The organism is Acetivibrio straminisolvens JCM 21531, assembly GCF_000521465.1.
Classification (GTDB): domain Bacteria; phylum Bacillota; class Clostridia; order Acetivibrionales; family Acetivibrionaceae; genus Hungateiclostridium; species Hungateiclostridium straminisolvens.
Genome location: NZ_BAVR01000039.1, coordinates 1 through 17,698 on the forward strand (window position 1 = coordinate 1; position 17,698 = coordinate 17,698).

General features: G+C 48.1%; 32 protein-coding genes and 1 pseudogene. 30 read left to right on the forward strand and 3 right to left on the reverse strand.

Translation table 11 applies throughout. The annotated features are described in order from the left end of the window. The 3 genes from JCM21531_RS10845 to JCM21531_RS17810 all read right to left on the reverse strand — a co-directional run. The coding region (locus tag JCM21531_RS10845; protein ID WP_131464460.1) for a recombinase family protein at positions 1 to 1,592 on the reverse strand (1,592 nt) is incomplete at its 3' end. A gap of 22 nt (positions 1,593 to 1,614) precedes the next feature. After that, positions 1,615 to 2,025, reverse strand: a complete 411-nt coding sequence (locus tag JCM21531_RS10850; protein WP_038289758.1) for a hypothetical protein — start codon at positions 2,023 to 2,025, stop codon at positions 1,615 to 1,617. A gap of 15 nt (positions 2,026 to 2,040) precedes the next feature. Beyond that, positions 2,041 to 2,430, reverse strand: coding sequence for a helix-turn-helix domain-containing protein (locus JCM21531_RS17810; protein WP_054847075.1), 390 nt, complete (start codon positions 2,428 to 2,430; stop codon positions 2,041 to 2,043). A gap of 212 nt (positions 2,431 to 2,642) precedes the next feature. Between JCM21531_RS17810 and JCM21531_RS10860 the strand changes: the two genes are divergently transcribed. From JCM21531_RS10860 to JCM21531_RS10980, 30 genes and pseudogenes are all read left to right on the forward strand, one after another. Beyond that, positions 2,643 to 2,813, forward strand: a complete 171-nt coding sequence (locus tag JCM21531_RS10860) for a helix-turn-helix domain-containing protein (RefSeq protein WP_038289761.1) — start codon at positions 2,643 to 2,645, stop codon at positions 2,811 to 2,813. A 14-nt stretch (positions 2,814 to 2,827) separates the two neighbouring features. Further along, positions 2,828 to 2,998 (forward strand): hypothetical protein, encoded by a 171-nt coding sequence (locus JCM21531_RS18950; RefSeq protein WP_157833671.1) that lies wholly within the window; start codon positions 2,828 to 2,830, stop codon positions 2,996 to 2,998. Positions 2,999 to 3,000: 2 nt separating this feature from the next. After that, the gene (locus JCM21531_RS21930; RefSeq protein WP_243467558.1) at positions 3,001 to 3,453 is read left to right on the forward strand and encodes a DUF6166 domain-containing protein; all 453 of its coding nucleotides are present in this window, start codon (positions 3,001 to 3,003) and stop codon (positions 3,451 to 3,453) included. Between the two features lie 25 nt (positions 3,454 to 3,478). After that, positions 3,479 to 3,667: a hypothetical protein gene (locus JCM21531_RS10870; protein ID WP_038289763.1), complete on the forward strand. Its 189-nt coding sequence runs from the start codon at positions 3,479 to 3,481 to the stop codon at positions 3,665 to 3,667. Between the two features lie 26 nt (positions 3,668 to 3,693). Then, on the forward strand, positions 3,694 to 3,870 hold the full coding sequence (locus JCM21531_RS18955; protein ID WP_157833672.1) for a hypothetical protein: 177 nt from the start codon (positions 3,694 to 3,696) through the stop codon (positions 3,868 to 3,870). Further along, on the forward strand, positions 3,860 to 4,009 hold the full coding sequence (locus JCM21531_RS18960) for a hypothetical protein (RefSeq protein WP_162149315.1): 150 nt from the start codon (positions 3,860 to 3,862) through the stop codon (positions 4,007 to 4,009). Before JCM21531_RS18955 ends, JCM21531_RS18960 begins: the two co-directional genes overlap by 11 nt. Before the next feature lie 2 nt (positions 4,010 to 4,011). Beyond that, positions 4,012 to 4,239 (forward strand): hypothetical protein, encoded by a 228-nt coding sequence (locus JCM21531_RS10875; protein ID WP_038289766.1) that lies wholly within the window; start codon positions 4,012 to 4,014, stop codon positions 4,237 to 4,239. Next, positions 4,236 to 5,111 carry a PD-(D/E)XK nuclease family protein gene (locus JCM21531_RS10880; RefSeq protein WP_038289769.1) on the forward strand — a complete coding sequence of 292 codons (876 nt, stop codon included), beginning with the start codon at positions 4,236 to 4,238 and terminating at the stop codon, positions 5,109 to 5,111. Before JCM21531_RS10875 ends, JCM21531_RS10880 begins: the two co-directional genes overlap by 4 nt. Then, positions 5,098 to 5,877 (forward strand): Rad52/Rad22 family DNA repair protein, encoded by a 780-nt coding sequence (locus JCM21531_RS10885; protein ID WP_054847076.1) that lies wholly within the window; start codon positions 5,098 to 5,100, stop codon positions 5,875 to 5,877. The genes JCM21531_RS10880 and JCM21531_RS10885 overlap by 14 nt, the downstream gene beginning before the upstream one ends. Before the next feature lie 31 nt (positions 5,878 to 5,908). Beyond that, positions 5,909 to 6,703, forward strand: a complete 795-nt coding sequence (locus JCM21531_RS17815; RefSeq protein WP_054847077.1) for a phage replisome organizer N-terminal domain-containing protein — start codon at positions 5,909 to 5,911, stop codon at positions 6,701 to 6,703. 13 nt (positions 6,704 to 6,716) lie between these two features. Next, positions 6,717 to 7,178, forward strand: coding sequence for a P-loop NTPase family protein (locus JCM21531_RS21935; protein ID WP_243467559.1), 462 nt, complete (start codon positions 6,717 to 6,719; stop codon positions 7,176 to 7,178). 157 nt (positions 7,179 to 7,335) lie between these two features. Next, positions 7,336 to 7,569 (forward strand): P-loop NTPase family protein, encoded by a 234-nt coding sequence (locus JCM21531_RS21940; protein ID WP_054847079.1) that lies wholly within the window; start codon positions 7,336 to 7,338, stop codon positions 7,567 to 7,569. Between the two features lie 49 nt (positions 7,570 to 7,618). Beyond that, positions 7,619 to 7,939: a DUF1064 domain-containing protein gene (locus tag JCM21531_RS10905; RefSeq protein ID WP_038289853.1), complete on the forward strand. Its 321-nt coding sequence runs from the start codon at positions 7,619 to 7,621 to the stop codon at positions 7,937 to 7,939. Positions 7,940 to 8,146: 207 nt separating this feature from the next. Continuing rightward, entirely contained in the window at positions 8,147 to 8,497 is a 351-nt protein-coding gene (locus JCM21531_RS10910; protein WP_131464463.1) for a DUF7768 domain-containing protein, read from the forward strand. After that, positions 8,497 to 9,056, forward strand: a pseudogene (locus JCM21531_RS10915) (MT-A70 family methyltransferase). The gene JCM21531_RS10910 and the pseudogene JCM21531_RS10915 overlap by 1 nt, the downstream one beginning before the upstream one ends. Positions 9,057 to 9,159: 103 nt before the next feature. Further along, entirely contained in the window at positions 9,160 to 10,011 is an 852-nt protein-coding gene (locus tag JCM21531_RS10920; protein ID WP_038289857.1) for a radical SAM protein, read from the forward strand. Further along, positions 9,999 to 10,223 carry a hypothetical protein gene (locus tag JCM21531_RS10925; RefSeq protein ID WP_162149316.1) on the forward strand — a complete coding sequence of 75 codons (225 nt, stop codon included), beginning with the start codon at positions 9,999 to 10,001 and terminating at the stop codon, positions 10,221 to 10,223. Before JCM21531_RS10920 ends, JCM21531_RS10925 begins: the two co-directional genes overlap by 13 nt. Continuing rightward, complete coding sequence (locus JCM21531_RS10930) at positions 10,220 to 10,621, forward strand: nucleoside triphosphate pyrophosphohydrolase family protein (protein WP_038289775.1); 402 nt, start codon at positions 10,220 to 10,222, stop codon at positions 10,619 to 10,621. The genes JCM21531_RS10925 and JCM21531_RS10930 overlap by 4 nt, the downstream gene beginning before the upstream one ends. Before the next feature lie 13 nt (positions 10,622 to 10,634). Continuing rightward, on the forward strand, positions 10,635 to 10,757 hold the full coding sequence (locus JCM21531_RS23840) for a hypothetical protein (RefSeq protein ID WP_279379043.1): 123 nt from the start codon (positions 10,635 to 10,637) through the stop codon (positions 10,755 to 10,757). Beyond that, on the forward strand, positions 10,754 to 11,140 hold the full coding sequence (locus tag JCM21531_RS10935) for a single-stranded DNA-binding protein (protein ID WP_038289778.1): 387 nt from the start codon (positions 10,754 to 10,756) through the stop codon (positions 11,138 to 11,140). Before JCM21531_RS23840 ends, JCM21531_RS10935 begins: the two co-directional genes overlap by 4 nt. A gap of 27 nt (positions 11,141 to 11,167) precedes the next feature. Beyond that, positions 11,168 to 11,605, forward strand: a complete 438-nt coding sequence (locus tag JCM21531_RS10940) for an ArpU family phage packaging/lysis transcriptional regulator (RefSeq protein WP_038289779.1) — start codon at positions 11,168 to 11,170, stop codon at positions 11,603 to 11,605. A 157-nt stretch (positions 11,606 to 11,762) separates the two neighbouring features. Further along, positions 11,763 to 12,257: a terminase small subunit gene (locus JCM21531_RS10945; protein WP_038289860.1), complete on the forward strand. Its 495-nt coding sequence runs from the start codon at positions 11,763 to 11,765 to the stop codon at positions 12,255 to 12,257. After that, complete coding sequence (locus JCM21531_RS10950) at positions 12,232 to 13,506, forward strand: PBSX family phage terminase large subunit (RefSeq protein WP_038289781.1); 1,275 nt, start codon at positions 12,232 to 12,234, stop codon at positions 13,504 to 13,506. The genes JCM21531_RS10945 and JCM21531_RS10950 overlap by 26 nt, the downstream gene beginning before the upstream one ends. An 80-nt stretch (positions 13,507 to 13,586) precedes the next feature. After that, positions 13,587 to 15,029 (forward strand): phage portal protein, encoded by a 1,443-nt coding sequence (locus JCM21531_RS10955; RefSeq protein WP_094184788.1) that lies wholly within the window; start codon positions 13,587 to 13,589, stop codon positions 15,027 to 15,029. Beyond that, positions 15,029 to 15,736 carry a hypothetical protein gene (locus tag JCM21531_RS10960; RefSeq protein WP_038289784.1) on the forward strand — a complete coding sequence of 236 codons (708 nt, stop codon included), beginning with the start codon at positions 15,029 to 15,031 and terminating at the stop codon, positions 15,734 to 15,736. The genes JCM21531_RS10955 and JCM21531_RS10960 overlap by 1 nt, the downstream gene beginning before the upstream one ends. Beyond that, positions 15,700 to 16,257: a minor capsid protein gene (locus JCM21531_RS10965; RefSeq protein ID WP_094184786.1), complete on the forward strand. Its 558-nt coding sequence runs from the start codon at positions 15,700 to 15,702 to the stop codon at positions 16,255 to 16,257. The genes JCM21531_RS10960 and JCM21531_RS10965 overlap by 37 nt, the downstream gene beginning before the upstream one ends. Next, positions 16,254 to 16,613 (forward strand): hypothetical protein, encoded by a 360-nt coding sequence (locus JCM21531_RS10970; RefSeq protein ID WP_038289789.1) that lies wholly within the window; start codon positions 16,254 to 16,256, stop codon positions 16,611 to 16,613. The genes JCM21531_RS10965 and JCM21531_RS10970 overlap by 4 nt, the downstream gene beginning before the upstream one ends. Beyond that, a complete protein-coding gene (locus JCM21531_RS10975; RefSeq protein ID WP_038289792.1) occupies positions 16,610 to 16,816 on the forward strand; it encodes a hypothetical protein in 207 nt (68 codons plus the stop codon). The genes JCM21531_RS10970 and JCM21531_RS10975 overlap by 4 nt, the downstream gene beginning before the upstream one ends. A 13-nt stretch (positions 16,817 to 16,829) precedes the next feature. Next, positions 16,830 to 16,979, forward strand: coding sequence for a hypothetical protein (locus JCM21531_RS18965; RefSeq protein ID WP_157833674.1), 150 nt, complete (start codon positions 16,830 to 16,832; stop codon positions 16,977 to 16,979). Between the two features lie 130 nt (positions 16,980 to 17,109). Then, positions 17,110 to 17,697 (forward strand): phage scaffolding protein, encoded by a 588-nt coding sequence (locus JCM21531_RS10980; protein WP_054847080.1) that lies wholly within the window; start codon positions 17,110 to 17,112, stop codon positions 17,695 to 17,697. Position 17,698: the final 1 nt, after the last annotated feature.

Here is a 17,698-nt window from a genome sequence, read left to right on the forward strand (position 1 = left end):
CAAGGTGCAACTGTCACCGGAAAGGCCAGAATGGCCATTTTCCGGCATGTTGCTTTCGATAGAACTGTCAGTGTTATCACTGGCGGTTTTTTTATTTTTACCAGGTCCAGGACCTTTCCCTGTACCGTCAAAATGTCCATGTCGATCTTATCTTCATATACAGTCACACGTTCAACGAACACCTGGATGGCAGTCTTCTGCTGTTCAGGTGTCATTTCTTTTATGTTCCTATACCTGGCCAGGAAAGCATATATCTGTTCCCTGGTCAAAGAATGTGACTGCTGCTGCAGCTTCGCTTCTTCGATCCGGATCATAAGCTGGGCCTTTGACGCTTCCAGTTCGTCCATCTTCGCTTTCATTGATTCGTGGAACATGCCCTTGGCGATGGCGTTCACTATATTGGAAATCTCAAATTCCACTGTTTGAAGCTGCTTTTCATATTTCTTGATCATTTCCGGGATCTCTGTATTCCGGGAAGCTGCGTGATTGTATATCATATCTGTGGCCGATTCGATTACTTCATCACAGAACAAATTATCATAAAGGGCGTCGATGACCTTCTGTTCAACGAAATCCTTATTGATCGGCTTCATATCACAGGTCCGTTTCGACTTCCTGGCGCTGCATTCATAATAACTGTACACGGTTTTATTCCGGCCCATCCTGGCCCGCTTGCCGGTCATGGCAGCGCCACACTTGCCGCAAAAGATACGGCCGGACAAAATATACACGGCTTTCGCAGAATATGCGCCACTGGCGCGCTTATTGGCTTCCAATCTCTTTTTCACCCTTTCCCAAAGTTCCTGGGAAACTATGGCCGGACATCCTCCGGGGATCCGGATAATTTCATCATCGGGCTTCAATTTATGGCCATTCCGCTTCCCGTTTATCTTGTTATAAACCTTATTGAACACAAAAACACCGATATACTTTTCATTCGATAGCAGATCATGAATACTATTCTTCCCGAATGACTTTCCCGCCTTCGTCTTATAGCCTTTCGCGTTCAGCGCGTCAATGATCGCACTGTACCCTTTCCCATCAGCGAACATTTCAAAGATCATCCGGACGGCTTCTGCTTCCCATTCGTTGATCACATATGATTTATCAGGGCCGACATCGAAACCCAGCGGAGGGATCCCGCCGGTGTGCTTGCACTGGTACGCTGTTTCCTTCATGCCCTTCATTACTTCACGGGAAAGGTTCTTGCTGTAATATTCGGCCATGCCTTCCAGGACACTTTCCAGGATAATCGATTCGGGACTGTCATCCAGGTTTTCAAGGACCGATATCAACCGGACGCCGCACTTCTTCAAATGGCGCTTATAGTATGCACTGTCAAAGCGATCCCTGCTGAACCGGTCCAGTTTATGGACGATCACGGCCTGAAACATTCCTGTTTCTGCGTCCTTCATCATGTCCAGGAACTGCGGCCGCTGGTCCGTCGTGGCCGACTTCGCTTCATCGGCGTATATCCTTATTATGTTTATTCCTTCCCTGGCAGCGAAATCTTTTATGGCCCTGACCTGGGCGTCGATCGATTCTTCACGCTGGTTGTCGCTGCTGTATCTTGCGTATATTACGGCATTCAATGGATCACCCCCTGGCTATCCATCAAAGGACGTAATTCTGGACAGGACTATTTTCTTGAATAGCAGCCACAAAATTATTCAGCTTCGATATTTCTAAATTGGACACCCAGAATGCGATCATCTTCTGCAGGCCATCAGATCCTATGTAATTGATGACCATATACATTTTCCAAAAGCCTGACTGATCTTTCGGTGCCGGTGCGTTGGTGTGCTGATATCTTGTCATAAAGTCGTTTTCAGGAATTACATCGATGGACTGGATCTGTGATAATGACATGCTGGCCTGGGCCTGCGGCTTGACTTGGCGGATGATAAGAAGGTCATTTTCTTTTATAAGGTCACATGCAAAATTCTGATTGAAGCCTGGTAAACCTATATAATACATGGCCCTGCCCTGCGGTTGTTCAGGTCCTTTTTTCTTATTAAAAAACATAATACCATCCTTCCTTTACTTCGATTCTTCTTCCAGCTTGTAAGCATAGGACATAAGCTGGACGCGCCTTTTAACATCCAACTGCTTGAAGATCCGGAGCAGTTCAATTTCCTGTTCTGACAGTTCACGTTCGACACCATTCTTGATCATAACCGGTGCGTGTACGTTCTGAATTACATTGCTGTTCTGAATATTAGTGGCAATAGTCTTCGGTCCTTCGCCTGTCAATAAATATTCGGTTGTCACGCCAAAGTAATCAGCAACTTTTTTTAGGGTGGCCGGCCGCGGTTCTGCACCGTTCTTCCATCCATTCGTTGTGGACGATGACAGGCCCAGTTCTTCGGCCAATTTCGTCACCGATATGCCTTTTTCTGCGCATAGCTTCTGGACTTGATCAAAAAACATCCTTCTTCCCCCTAAATTTTACTGAACAAAAGAGAATTTAACTATTGACAACCGAAGAAAACCGAATTATAATGAGAGTGACCGAACAAAAGTGAATAAAAAACACACCCAATGAAATTCGCTTTTCATCGGTTTCGGTATAGTTATATTTATGTTCGCCACTACAATTATATAACTAAACCGAACAAAAATCAAGTAAAGGAGGGAAAATTGTGGGAAAATATCTGACCTGCGAAGAAGTCGCGCAGAAGTACGGCGTCAAGGTAATCACAGTCTGGGCCTGGATCCGTGGAAAGAAACTTCGGGCCATCAAGATCGGCAAGCTGTACCGCATAACACCGCAGGACCTGGCCGAATTCGAAGAATCCAGAAAAACGAAATAAAGGGATGGTGAGGGATGAAGCTGGACATCGTGAGGATCAGCATTGATCGCAGAAATGGGAAGGAAATCGGTAAGGAGGTTATCGGCCAGAAGGCCATTGAGGACAAGCAGTTCAAGGAAGGCTGCGTTAGGTTCATGACCGGCCTGTCAATCGATGAAAGCTATCAAATAATCAAGGAGGGTTGAAAATGTCAGAAGTATCAAGGTGTAAGCGCTGCGGAAGGACACTGAAAAATCCGGTATATGTTGAAGTCGGATATGGCAAAGTGTGCGCAGCAAAAGAAGGAATTGTGGTCCATAAAGGCGACAAAGGAACGGACCACAACAGGAAGGCGGATATGCTTGGCCCGTGCAATATCGGTCCGGCCATAGTCTGCAGAATGGAAAACGGTGAAATGGTGACTAACATTCCCCACAGGATCGTAAGGCACAGCCCGACGGGGTTCGCCTGGGGATATGGAGGAAGCGGCCCTGCTGAACTGGCCCTGAATGCCCTGTCATGTGTGATCGGTCAGGAACAGGCAGAACCTTTATATCAGAAGTTCAAAGCTGAATTCATCGCTACACTTCCGGAAGCTGGTGGCACCATCAGTGTTCAGGCCGTTAAAGAATGGGCCAGAGAACACGGCGCCAGGGTATAGACGAAGATCAAAGGGGGTGCGATGTGTGAGGAACAAAGGAAACCGTCAGACATGCGTCAAATGCGGAAAGTCCTGGAACGTCAGCAGCCAGGCGAAGATCCCATCTTCCGGTTATGTATGCCCGCACTGTACAGGCAAGAAGAACCGCCAGAATGACAGACCTATAAAGAGGACAAGCCTGTCGGGTGGTTCAAGAAAAATATCGCATACATAATCGCAGCACTTGCAGGGTTCACCCTTGTGCCTGCAGCTATCGAAGCAGCCTACAAGGAACGCGGTTACTTCGGAATCGGCGGCGAATACCTGCTTCCACTTCTGTTCGTTCTGATCGTCGCTGTTGTGTCGGAAGCCAGGGACATGTTCCAGGAGTTCGTGGCCACACTGAATGAATCAGGGGGTGAAAGCTATGAAGAATAAGCTGCTTCACCTGTCAATCGTTCAGTTATGCCAGGCCATAAAGGGACTGCTTCTTCTGGGTGAAGACTACATCGTGATTGAGCGCAAAGAAAAAGACTGCTACGCAATCACCACAAAGCGCAGCAGCCAGAACAATTAAGTATGAACATTTATGAACCTAAAGAGGTTAAGGAATTGATCGCCGACATGGCTATTGAAATACAGGAGTTAAAAAGAGAACCGGCAAGCGTGAAGTCCAGCGAAGACATGTGGTTCCGTAATTACCAGGAAGAAAAGAAGAAATATGAGGACCTGAAATCGAAGCTGGAAGCGAAGATCGCTGATCTTGAAAAGCAGATCGCTGAATACGAAGGGAGGAAAGCAGAATGATCATCACAAATAAGCTGAACCTTCCTTCCCCGTTCGTAAGCTTTGCGCAGCGGGACTATGTATATGAACCGAATGAATACCGTGTCACTTCCCTTCTGAAAGGGATCCGGGAAACCATCCTGGAACGCAGACACCACAAAGAGATCGAACGCGATGTTTCCGACATGGTGTGGCTGCTGTTCGGAACTGCAGTACACGGGATCCTGGAAAAGCACCAGGAACTTGGCCACGAACTGAAAGAAGAAAGGATCAAGGTGCCGATCGGCGATTATATCCTTTCCGGCCAGTTTGACCTTTACAATGACGAAACGAAGATCGTCACTGACTATAAGACAGCTTCCGTCTGGAAGATCATATTCGGCGACTTTGAAGACTGGCGCCGCCAGATCCTTATATACTGCTTAATGCTTCGAAAGATCGGTTTTGACGCCCAGGGCGGCCAGATAGTGGCTTTCCTGAAAGACCACAGTAAGCGCGACGCAAAGATCAAGTCAGATTACCCACAATTCCCCGTTCAGGTTGTGAAGTTCAATTTCACTGATGATGACTTCAAGGAATGTGAAGAATGGCTGCAGGCCAGGTTCGAAGAAATCGCTGCAGCGGAAAAACTTCCGGACGATGAACTTCCAATCTGCACACCTGACGAAAGATTCAATTCCGGCGATAAATTCGCAGTCATGAAAAAAGGCCGCAAAACCGCCCTTCGTGTCCTTGACAGTATGGAGGAAGCCGAACAGTGGAAGGCAGAAAACGGCGGCGATGAAATAGTGATCCGCCCTGGTGAAGACAAGAAATGCCTTGACTACTGCGCAGCATGTGAATTCTGCAGCTATTACAAAGAAAAGGTGGTGCCAAACAGTGAACGAAAGTAAAGGACCTGAAATCCGGCTTCTTAATGCCAATGAAATTGATGTCCGCGTCCAGAGTGTCAGCAAAACAAGGAATGGAACCGTGGGCGCGGTCCTTCTTCTTTACAAGGACGCCCGTGTTGACATGAAGATCCTGGACGAAGTCTTCGGGATCTACGGGTGGAAAAGATCCCATGAACTGATCAACGGGAACCTGTTCTGCACTATCAGCATTCGCGACAAAGAAACTGGCGAATGGATATCGAAGCAGGACGTCGGCGTCGAGAGCAACACAGAAAAGGAAAAAGGCCAGGCTTCCGACGCATTCAAGCGGGCCGGTTTTAACATCGGGATCGGCCGTGAACTTTACACAGCGCCCTTCATATGGGTTGAGTTATCGGAAGACGAATATTACACGGAGAATGTCGGCGGAAAGCAGGTCATCCGCGTCAGTCCCAATGTCAAATTCACGGTGGCCGATATCCAGTATTCAGAAGATCGTGTGCTCACTTCCCTGACGTTGACCGACAAGAACGGGAATGTTCGATTTTCTACCAATGGCACAGCAAAGGCACCCACAGGCCGCACAGGACGCGCTGGCGCGTCAAAGTCTGCCGGTAATACTAATAAACCACCGGAAGAAAATACACCGGCCAGCGGCCAGCAGGAAGCGCCTGGGGCGATGATCTGTCCTTCATGTGGCGGACCGATCAGCCAGGCTGAAAAAGAATATTCGATGAAGAAGTACGGCCAGGAAATGTGCAGAGCCTGCCAAAGAAAAGCGAAATAATGTGAGGCCAAAACAAAGGGGGTGATCGCTTGTGAGTGAAGCAAAAAGGTTCTACTGGCTGAAACTGGACCGGAACTTCTTCAAAAGACATGACATCCGGATCATTGAAGCCCTGGACAATGGAAAAGGCAAGGAATATGTACTCTTTTATCTGAAAATGCTGGTGGAAAGTATCGATCACGATGGCGCCCTTCGTTTCAGTCAAGCGATCCCCTATGATGAACAAATGCTTTCTGTTGTGACAAACACTGACCAGGAAATCGTAAGGCAGGCCATCGACATATTCAAGCGCTATGGCCTAATGGAAATCGAAGAAGATGGCACGATTTTCATGACCGGATTTCCGAACATGGTCGGCAGCGAAGCCGACAGCACGGCCAGGGTTCGAAAATACAGGGAAAACATCAAAAAAGCGTTACAATGTAACACCGATGAAACGACAAGTAACGCCGAAGAAACTTCAAGCAACAAAACTGAAACACAGAGTAAGAGTAAGAGTAAGAGCAAGAGTAAGAAAAAGAGTAAAGATTCAGAGAAAGAGAAAGAGCCAGAACAGGACCTGTTCGATCGCTTCTGGGCCGTTTATCCGCGAAAGGTTGGTAAAAAGGACGCAGTCAAAGCCTGGAATAAGCTGAAACCCGATGAAACACTAACCCTTCAAATCATTGAAGGCGTTGAAAGGTGGAAGCTGTCAACCCAGTGGACCAAAGACGGCGGCCAATACATACCATACCCGGCAACATTCCTGAACGGTGAGCGGTGGAAAGACGAATGTGATATTGCCGTTACAAAGCCCAGAAGGAATGATCTTGATGAATTCTTCTGATGGGGGTGACACAGTGGACGATATTTACAGCATTATTCAAAGCATGGCCAAAAATGTTCAGGCCGCCAATATGGATGATGGCGATTATATAGGAGAAGATGGACTGCTGGTGTGTGGTAAATGCCACACACCGAAGCAGTACCGGCTGCAGCTTCCCGGTGATGAATCAAAAACCATAGTCGTTCCCATTACCTGCAAACATCGGCGGGATGAATTAAAGGCCGAAGAAGAACGCCTGGAACGTGAACAGTTCGAACGCCGTGTCAGAGAGATCCGGAAGATCGGTATAAGCGACGCTGAATTTGAAAGCTGGACCTTCGAAAATGACGACAGGAAGAACCCGAAGCTGTCCGACGCAATGAAGCGGTATGCTGATAACTTCCAGGAAATGAAGGAAAAGAACCTGGGCCTTCTCTTATATGGGAACGTCGGTACCGGCAAGACCTATTATGCAGCATGTATCGCAAACGCCTGATTGATAAGGGGATCCCGGTGCTGATGACTAACTTCATCCGCATTATTAACAAAATCCAGACACTTTATACAGAGGACCGGCAACATTATCTGGACGAACTGCAGAAATTTCCGCTGCTGATCATCGACGATCTGGGAGCGGAACGCAGTCGGAATTCATGCTTGAACAGGTTTACAACATCATTGACGCCAGATACAGATCCGGACTTCCTCTTATAGTGACCACAAATATTGATATTGAACTTATAAAGAACCCGCCTGACATCAGATATGCGAGAATATATGACCGCGTCCTGGAAATGTGCCATCCGGTGAAGGTTGACGGAAACAGCCGCCGCCGTGAGGGATTGAAAAAGCAGTTCGCTGAACGTCAGGAATTACTGGGTTTATGAAAGGGGTGTTATAGTGACACGATGGTCAGGTAAACAGTACAACGCATATATGGCCAGGGCCGGAAAGGCTTCGAAGTACAACAACAAGAAAACGGAAGTCGATGGCCATGTATTCGATAGTAAGGCAGAAGCCAGAAGATACAATGAACTGAAATTGCTACAGGCAGCAGGTGAAATTATAGGCTTTACTATACAGCCCAGCTTCGTCCTGGAAGAAGGGATCAGATACAGGCCGGACTTCATGATATGCGGCAAGGATGGTCAGATCTGGGTCGAGGACGTAAAGGGCGTTGAAACAAAGGACTTCAAAATTAAGAAGAAGCTGTGGGAAGCAAAATTCCCATGGCTGGAACTTCGGATCGTTAAGTAAGGGGGTGGCCTTGTGGATAGCGCGACACTGAAAAGCAAGGTTGAAGCATATATCGGAGAACAGATCCCGAATGAACTGTGGCCCAGCCGAAGAATACGCCAGGAAGAAGCTGGACCGGATCAATGAAATGGCTGGCCGCCAGTACGGTGACGACGGATACGGGGACGATTACCTGGTGGTGTTGACAGCGGACGTGTATCACGAACAGTGTTTTTCAGACTATACCCTGGCCCTGGCCATGGAAAGGATGGTGTTGCAATGATAGTTTACATATGCAGCCCATACCAGGGCAAGGAAGAAAACTACAAAAAAGCTGTTTCATACTGCAAAGCTGCAGCTGCCGCCGGACATGTACCGATCGCAAGCCACGTTATGCTGCACGGGATCCTGGATGAAGCCACAGATCGCGAAAAAGGATTGACAGCAGGACTGAAAATGCTTGAACTGGCCGACGAAGTCTGGGTGTGCGGCGAAGTGATTACGTCAGGAATGGCTGCGGAGATTGAAAGAGCAGAAGCCATCGGAAAGCAAGTAATATTCAAGGGGGCGATCCTGTGATACCGTTCCCTGATAAGAAGTACAACATCATATATGCGGATCCGCCGTGGTCATATAAGGTGTGGAATAAAAAAGAAGGCGGCAGAACTGCAGAATCGCATTATCAGACCATGAAAATTGACGAAATTAAAAGGCTTCCTGTGGGGGGGTTGGCAGCGGATGACTGTGTTCTGTTCATGTGGGCCACATACCCATGCCTAAACGAAGCGCTGGAAACCATCAAAGCCTGGGGGTTCAAATATAAGACCGTCGGGTTCACCTGGGTTAAAAGGAACAAAAAGTCTGATACATGGTTCTGGGGCCTTGGCCACTGGACCAGGGCGAACGCGGAAATTTGTATCATCGCAACAAAAGGCAAGCCGAAGCGGATATCAAAGTCAGTTCACAGCATAATCGACGCGCCGGTCGAAGAACACAGCAAAAAGCCTGATATTACACGCGATAGAATTGTTCAGCTTATGGGAGATCTGCCACGGATAGAGTTATTCGCAAGGCAGAAACGCCAGGCTGGGACGTATGGGGAAATGAAGTAAATATCCAGGAGGAACAAAGGACATGACTTTCCTTGAAGAATGCCGAAAACGCGCACAGGAAATAAAGAGGTCGTCAGACTTGCTGGCCCAGTTACTGGAAGACACAGCGGCGGGAAGGACGGTGTAAGCATGATCATCGATGGCAAGAAAATAGCCAGAGTATTCCCCAGAAAGACAAAAGCAACACCGAACGACGATCTGGCTTTCACAGGTCCACTTCCGCGTTCTATTCTCAAAGCAGGGGGGGTTGACGAAGTACACGTTAGCGTCACCTTCACCTATGACATACCGAAGGCCGAAAAGCTGGCGAAATCATGGGAAAGACTTGGTGTTCCGGTCAAGATCGGTGGCCCAGCCTTCGGAGATCGGAACGGCGACTTCACGCCTGGCCTTTATGTGAAAAAAGGTATGACATTCACCAGCCGTGGCTGCCCGAACAAATGCTGGTTCTGTTCCGTATGGAAAAGCTGCAACGGACTTCGGGAACTTGAAATAAAAGACGGCTGGAATATCTGCGATGACAATATCCTGGCAACATCAGAACAGCACTTCCGCGCGGTATGTGAAATGTTAAAAAGGCAGCCGGAAAGGCCGGTTTTCACCGGAGGGATCGAAGCAAGGATCCTGAAACCATGGCAGGCAAAACTTATGAAAGAAATTAAAACAAAGCGCCTTTACTGTGCATATGACACACCCGATGACCTGGAACCACTTATTGAAGCTGGAAAAATGCTGTTAGACGCCGGGTTCACGAAAGCCAGTCACGCGCTGCGTTGTTATGTATTGATCGGATATAAAGGCGATACCTTTGAAAAAGCTGAAAGGCGCTTAATACAGACTATGCAGGCCGGATTCGTTCCTTATGCCATGCTATACAGGAATGAAAAAGGCGAAGTGGATCGGACGTGGCAGAGTTTTCAAAGGGAATGGTGTCGGCCGATCATAGTCGGTGCAAAACTGAAAGAGTATTGGAAGGAGTGAAGACTGTGTCTTTCCTTGACGAATGCCGAAAACGCGCGGAGGAACACAAAAGGGAAAAGGAAGGCATATGCGAAACGTGTGGAAACCTTGAATCCATAACTGAAAGCCTTATCGGTTGCATAGCACATGACAAGCTGATCCTTCCTGAATATCCGCCATACCATGGAAGGGTGAAATGCCCTGACTGGAAAGAAAGGAGTAAAGAAGCATGAGGATAAATGACATGGTAAAAGAAGCACACGAAACGGCCGTTTCAAAAGGCTGGTGGGATGATGAAAAGTCCTTCGGTGAAGTGATCGCGCTTATGCACAGCGAACTTTCCGAAGCGCTGGAAGAAGCCAGGGCCGGAAATGACGCCAATGTTACATATTATGAATGCAAAAATCCACAGGCGTGTCCTGATGATCAATATGTATGTGGCGCCTGCTGTTCAGACAGACCGAACAAATGCAGATTCGCGAAACCCTGCGGAATTCCTTCCGAACTGGCCGACTGCGTGATCAGGATCTTTGACGCCTGCGGCAGATACGGGATCGATCTGGAACAGGCCATCAGGGTCAAGATGGAATTCAACAAGAACCGCCCATATAAGCACGGGAAGAAATTCTGAAAGGATGTGCAGTATGGACGTAAAGGAAATTCACGAAATGCTGAAAAAAACGCTTTCGCCAGAAGATTATATAAAACTTCTGGAACTGATGATGAAGGACGTTGAAAAAATGATTGAATGGGGTGAGAAAAATTGAACAAAGCGTTTTTAATGGGGAGGTTGACCAGGGATCCGGAACTGCGATACACACAGGCAGGCGTCGCAGTATGTACCTTCACCCTGGCAGTGGACCGCAGAATGGCAAAGGACAAAACGGACTTCCTGGAAATAGTCGCGTGGAGGAAGACAGCGGAATTCTGTGGCCAATACTTCACCAAAGGATCCAGGGTGGTCGTGATCGGACCGATACAGACAAGGACCTGGGAAGACGACAACGGACAAAAGAGAAAGAAAACGGAGATCATCGCCGAAGAAGTACATTTCGCTGACAGCAAACGCCAGGCAAATGATGACACCGATTACGGATTGGCATATGAGGGGTTCACGGAAGTCGATGACGACGATGAACTTCCGTTCTGAAATACGCAATGAAAGTGAGGTTGAACTATGAAATGGTCAGACTGCGCAATTCAAGATCTTCGCAAATATAACCATCTGAAAGCAAGCCTGGAAAGCATACCGGAGCGGATGGAAGCGCTGCGCTGCAGGTTCGTATCCATCAAAGGAGCAGCGACAGATAAGGTTCCGGTGAAAGGAGGATCCAGCAGATATGAAGACAACCTGCTTGACATTATCGTCGAAAAGGAAAGGTTGCAATATCTGTATAGGGCAAATAAAACGCTGCTGGATCTGATCGAAAGGGGCCTTGCTTCACTGGATAAAACGGAAAGACTTGTCCTGGACAGATTCTACATAGACAGACCAAAAGACCACGTCGAAAAGCTGATGGAAGAACTGAATTATGAAAAGTCGCGGGTGTATGAAATAAAAGACCAGGCGCTTTATAAGTTCACCATCGCCATGTACGGGATAGTCGAATATTGAAAGAGTGGAAAAAAAGCGGACAAATTTTCCAATACTTTATGATAGCATGATAGTGGGGTTTTTCACTTGATACCCAATGGCAAATAAGCGCTTGATTATACGTCAGGCGCTTTTTTATTGCCATAATTACGAAAGGAAGGTGGTGGCTGTGGCAAAACTGACGGACAAACAACAGCGCTTCATTGAGGAATACCTTATTGACCTGAATGCAACGCAAGCCGCCATCCGTGCGGGGTATTCACCGAAAACGGCAAAGGAAATCGGAAGCGAAAACTTGTCAAAACCTAACATTCGCGCGCGTATAGAACAGGCGATGGCCGAAAGGTCCAAAAGGACCGGAATCAACCAGGACAGGGTCCTTCGTGAACTGGCCAGGATCGCCTTCGTCAATGCGGCCGACGTGATAAACTTCGACAGTGCAACAATCGCAGAAGGAGCGTCAGAAGACGACACCGCAGCAATCGCTTCCGTTAAGGTGAAGACTATTCCAACGCCGGACGGTGAAGGCATAGAACGCGAAATCCGCCTGGCCGATAAGCTGAAAGCCTTGGAACTGTGCGGAAAGCACCTGGGAATGTTCAATGATAAGGTTGACGCGAATGTCCCCGTCACGGTGGTGATCAATTATGATTACGGCGACGGCGAAAATTGAGATCAGAGCGAACGCGCAGTTCAACAAGGTATTCAAGCCGGTCAATGAGTGTAAAAAGCGTTACAGGATCCTGAAAGGATCTGCCGGTTCCGGAAAGTCGGTCAATATCGCCCAGGACTACATCATAAAGCTATCGGATCCGAAGTACAAAGGCGCGAATCTGCTGGTCGTCCGAAAGGTTGAGGAAACGAACCGCGACAGTACATTCGCAGAACTTCAAGCTGCGGTATATCGGTTATATGGTGAATATGCGGACCGGTTCTGGAAAATAAATATGAACCCGCTTTCCCTGGAAAGCAAGGTCACAGGAAACCGGATCATATTCAGGGGCATGAAGGACCAAAGCCAGCGCGAAAAGGTTAAGTCAATAACCTTTAAGAAGGGGAAGCTGACCTGGATCTGGATCGAGGAAGCAACGGAACTTCAACCGGAAGACGTTGACATCCTGGATGACCGTCTTCGTGGCGATCTGGAAGAAATCAACCCGAATTTATATTATCAGATCACGATGACGTTCAACCCGGTAAGCGCTACACACTGGATCAAAGGCCGTTACTTTGACAAAGAGGATCCGGACGTCTTCACCCATCATTCAACCTACAAGACGAACCGGTTCATTGACCAGGCATATTTCAGACGTATGGAGCGCAGGAAGATTGAAGATCCGGAAGGGTACCGGGTATATGGTGAAGGTGAATGGGGCGAACTTGGTGGACTGATCCTGACAAACATCGATATTCATGACTTCCCCACTGGCCCAGAATACTTCGACGCGAAATATCTTGGCCAGGACTTCGGCTTCAACCATGCGAACGCGATCCTGGATGTCGGATGGAAGGACGGTGAAATCTGGATCTGTTCTGAACTGTATGTGTTCGAAATGGACACGGAAGAAATTATCCAGATGGCCATTAACCGGAATATCAGTAAACGGACCGAAATGTTCTGCGATAGTGCAGAACCTGACAGAATAAAGCGTTGGAAAAGGGCCGGGTTCAGAGCGGTTCCGGTGAAAAAGGAACCTGGATCCGTGAAGTCACAAATCGACTGGTTAAAGGGCCGGAAGATACACATTCACCCTTCGTGTGTAAACACGATCAAAGAGATCCAGCAATGGAAATGGAAGAAGGATCCGCAGACTGGCCTTTATATCGATGAACCGGTCGAATTCATGGATGACGCAATGGCAGCGCTTCGTTATTCCATAGAACGGTTAAGACGCGGATCATCAATCGAAGTTTTGAAGTGAGGTGATAAAGGGTGCTATTAAATTGGCTAAAGAAGGATAAAGCAGCAGCTTCCCATGGAAGTACAGGTTCGCTTGCGTCCATGGTCAAAGATCCGGACGGGGTTCCGATGTCTGCGGCCGAAATAGTTGGCGAAGAAATAAAGGAATTCAAGAATTCCGAACAGTACAAGCTGATGGTTATGGCCGAACAGTATTTCAGGAACCGGTCCGACGTCCAGAACAAAACCAATGACGTCAGCAACCGATCGAACACGAAGATCGAACACCCGATCCTGAAAAAGCTGATCGAACAGAAGATCAATTATCTTCTGGCCAATCCCTTCACGGTAAGCACGAAGAATAAAAAGTATGCCGAAGCGCTGAACGAAGTCTTTGACGACACATTCAGGCGCAAGTGGAAGGGTTTTGGAAGGGCGGCCATAAAGTCAGGGATCGGATGGCTGCAGCCTTATTTCAACGAAGAAGGCAAGCTGTGCATGATGAAGATCCCCAGCACGGAATTGATCCCATTATGGAAGGACGCCGAACACACGGCCCTGGATGGCTTCATCCGCTTTTATGATGTGGTTGAATACATCGGCAAGAAGAAAACAACCAGGACAAAGGCCGAATGGTGGGACAGTACCGGCGTTAAATACTTTATATCCACAGATTATGGATTCACTGTGGATAACGACGCGGCCGAAGAAGGAAAAGCCAGTCACTTCATGCTGAATGGCAAGGCGTACAACTGGACAAAGCCGCCGATCATATGGGTGAAGTACAACGACGAAGAATTGCCGCTGTGTTACTTCATCAAAGAACTGATCGATGATATCAACTGGCAGACTTCCGTTACTTCTGATGTGCTGCGCGACGTGGCCAAATTCATTTATGTCCTTAAAAACTACGGTGGCCAGGACCTGGGCGAATTCATCAAGGACCTTCGTGAACACCTGGCGATCAAGGTTGACGCTGATGGCGGTGTGGATAAGCTGCAGGCAGATCTGAACATCGACGCTGTAATGAAGTTCCTGGATAAGCAGCGCAGGGATATATTCGACTATGGCTGCGGCGTTGATACGAAGGATCCTGATCTGGGGAATGCCTCTGGAACGGCCATCAATTTCAGGTATATGGATCTGAATGCCGACTGTAACGCGCTGGCCTTGGAAATGAAGGACGCTTTCCAACAGTTAAAGGTATTCATTGACACATACCTGCAGATCATCGGCAAGGGCGATTTTTCGAACGAAACCTTTGACATTATATTCAACACCGACATGCCGGTAAACGAAACTGATGTCATCAACAATGTGAAGGCTTCCCAGGGGATCATATCCAAAAGGACCGCGCTTGAAAATCATCCGTGGATCACTGATGTCGACGAAGAACTGGCCAGGATCGAAGAAGAAAAGAAACAGGCCATGGAGGAATTTGGAAGTGGGCTGTTTGATTCTGCCATGGAAACCGGCCAGAACATCAATGGCCAGGCAGGAGCGGAACCGGCGCCAGGACAGACAGGAAGCGCTGGTGATGAATAATGGCCGGGAAAGAATACTGGTTAAAAAGAGCGCTGCGGCGTGAAGCTGAATCATATCTTCGGGGCGCTGCCCTTTCCCTGAAACTGTTCAAGGAATATGAGAGGGCGGCCAGAGAGATCCGGAAGCAGATCAATGATTTTTATGCCAGGTACGCCAGCGAAAACGGCCTTTCCTATGAAGAAGCAGTCAAGGAACTGAACAGGAAAGAACGCCAGGAATGGAAGGGTACCATCGGCGACTATGTGAACCGGATCAACAACGAAACGGATCCCGAAGTCAAAGCAAGGCTAACTGCTGAACTGGACGCGCTTTCCTATTCCAGCCAGCAGTCGCGCCTGATGGCCATGGAAGCACAGATCCAAATGACGCTGAATGAACTGTATGCCCGCGGTGTTGCTGAAATGAAGGCAGAGTTCGGGGAAACCTTCAAGGAAGCATATTACAAGAAGGTTTATGACATCCAGCAGCGCGTCGGTTTTGCGCGTGAATTCGCAAAGGTGAACACCAGGATGGTCGAGGATGTCGTTTCATATCCTTGGAGTGGATCGAACTTTTCTGAAAGGCTGTGGAAGAATAACCAGGCCCTGATCTTCAATGTCCGTGAGATAATCACACAGGGATTCATCCGGGGAACCGGCATTTCGGAAATGTCAAAGCAGCTTTCCGAAAGATGGGCCAGTCATTCAAGAATGCTGAACGCCTGGTGAGGACTGAAACGAATTACTTCCACAACGAAGCTGAAAAGCGCGCTTATAAGGCGGCAGGCGTCAAGGAATATGAATTCGTGGCCACGCTGGACAGCAGGACCAGCACCATATGCCAGGAACTTGATGGGAAGCACTTCAAGCTGGAAGACGCAAAGGTCGGCGAAAACTTCCCGCCTATGCACCCACACTGCAGGTCAACAACCATCGAATACGATCCGGAAGACGCCCTGGACTGGTATAATTCGGGCGAACCAATGCCGCATAATATGACATATGAGGAATGGAAAGAAAAATATGTTGGCAAGGACGATGTTGTGGACGATCCTGGCGACGATCAGGATCCAGGAAGCAGCACCGGCCCGAAGACGAAATCCGTTCCTGGTGGCAAGCAGCCGAAGCTGGTCGGAGCGAAGCCGGATCCGGTACCGGATGTTGAACCGGAACCTGAACCCGAACCTGCGCCGGTGTTTGAACCTGCAAAGACAAGAGAAGAAGCCAGAAATGGGTTTATGAAAAAATGAATATACAGGCCGATTATTCGAAGTATAATATAGATGTGGCCAATGCAGTGAACCAGGAGATATCGAAAGCCACGGAATTATTCGGGGAACTTACGCACCTGAAATCTGTCAGGACCTTCCCGAAGGGTTATTCTACAAGCTGGAAAGGTGCATATGTTGAATCGAAAAAGTCATTGTGGCTGCGTAATGTGTCCCAGAAGGATTCACTTGAAAAGCTGGGCGCAATAGCAAAGCAGCAGCACATGATCGGCTTCTGGTCCACACCTTCGGAAATGCACACTATAAGGCACGAAATCGGCCATGCAGTCGCAGCGACTATCAGGCAAGGAATACACCTGAAAGCATTGCCGCGATGAAACAGATCGACGATCTACGAAGGAAGATCCAGGCTGATGTATTAAAGGCAAAGGCAGGAACGAACGGATATATCCCGTATTTATCAAAGTACGGGTTCACGAATACCAGTGAATTCATCGCTGAATGTATTGCCGAATACATGAACGGAAGCCCGCGTGAAACTGCCAGAACAGTGGTCAATATCCTTCGCGGTATAATATAAAGGGGTGGTTAAATTGCTTGACCTATCTGAATTCGATAAATACCTGATCCCGACAGAAGACGGGATGAAGATTGATCCTGACGCGCCAGAGGACGTCATAAAGAAGATCCAGGACCTGGACAAAGAATATTTTGACGTCTATGGCCAACACCTTATAACTTAATAAAATTCTGATGAAAAGGACGCTGTAAAAGGCGTCTTTTTTCATATAATTCGGGGCGCCGTGTCCCTGACCAACACGGTCCGCAAAGCGTGTGGAAGTCACGTTAAATACAGCGGGGAAAGGAGAAAACATGATACACGAATCAATCAGAAAACTACTGGGTGAGGACCTGGCCAAACAGGTCGAAGAAGCTGTCAAAGGCAAAGGCAAGGACGGAAAGGACCTTGACATCGTCTGTGGGAATGACGGAAGTTATGTTCCGACCGATAAGCACGAAGCCATCAAGGCCCAGCAAATCAGCGCTGAAAATGCGTTGAAAGCTGCAGCAGACGCATTGAAGGCAATCGGTGGTTCCGGGGATCCTGCAAAGATCGCCGATGATGTGAAGGCTGCGCAGACAAAGATCGCGGATCTTCAAAACACACACAAGGCTGAAATTGCAAAGATCCAGAAGACCACTGCATTAAAGCTGGCCCTGGGTGACAGCGTTTATGATCCTGATGACATCATCAGAGATCTGAAACTGGACACGGTTGAGGTTGACGAAGCTGGGAACCTGAAAACCAACATCGAAGACATGATCAAACCCATCCGTGAAAAGAAACCCTATCTGTTTAAGCAGCAGCAGAGCCAGGCGCCCGATCTGAAAGGCGCTAAACCTGCAGAACCTGGCGCACAGCCAACACCAAACACACCGGCAGGACCGGTAATATTTTAAT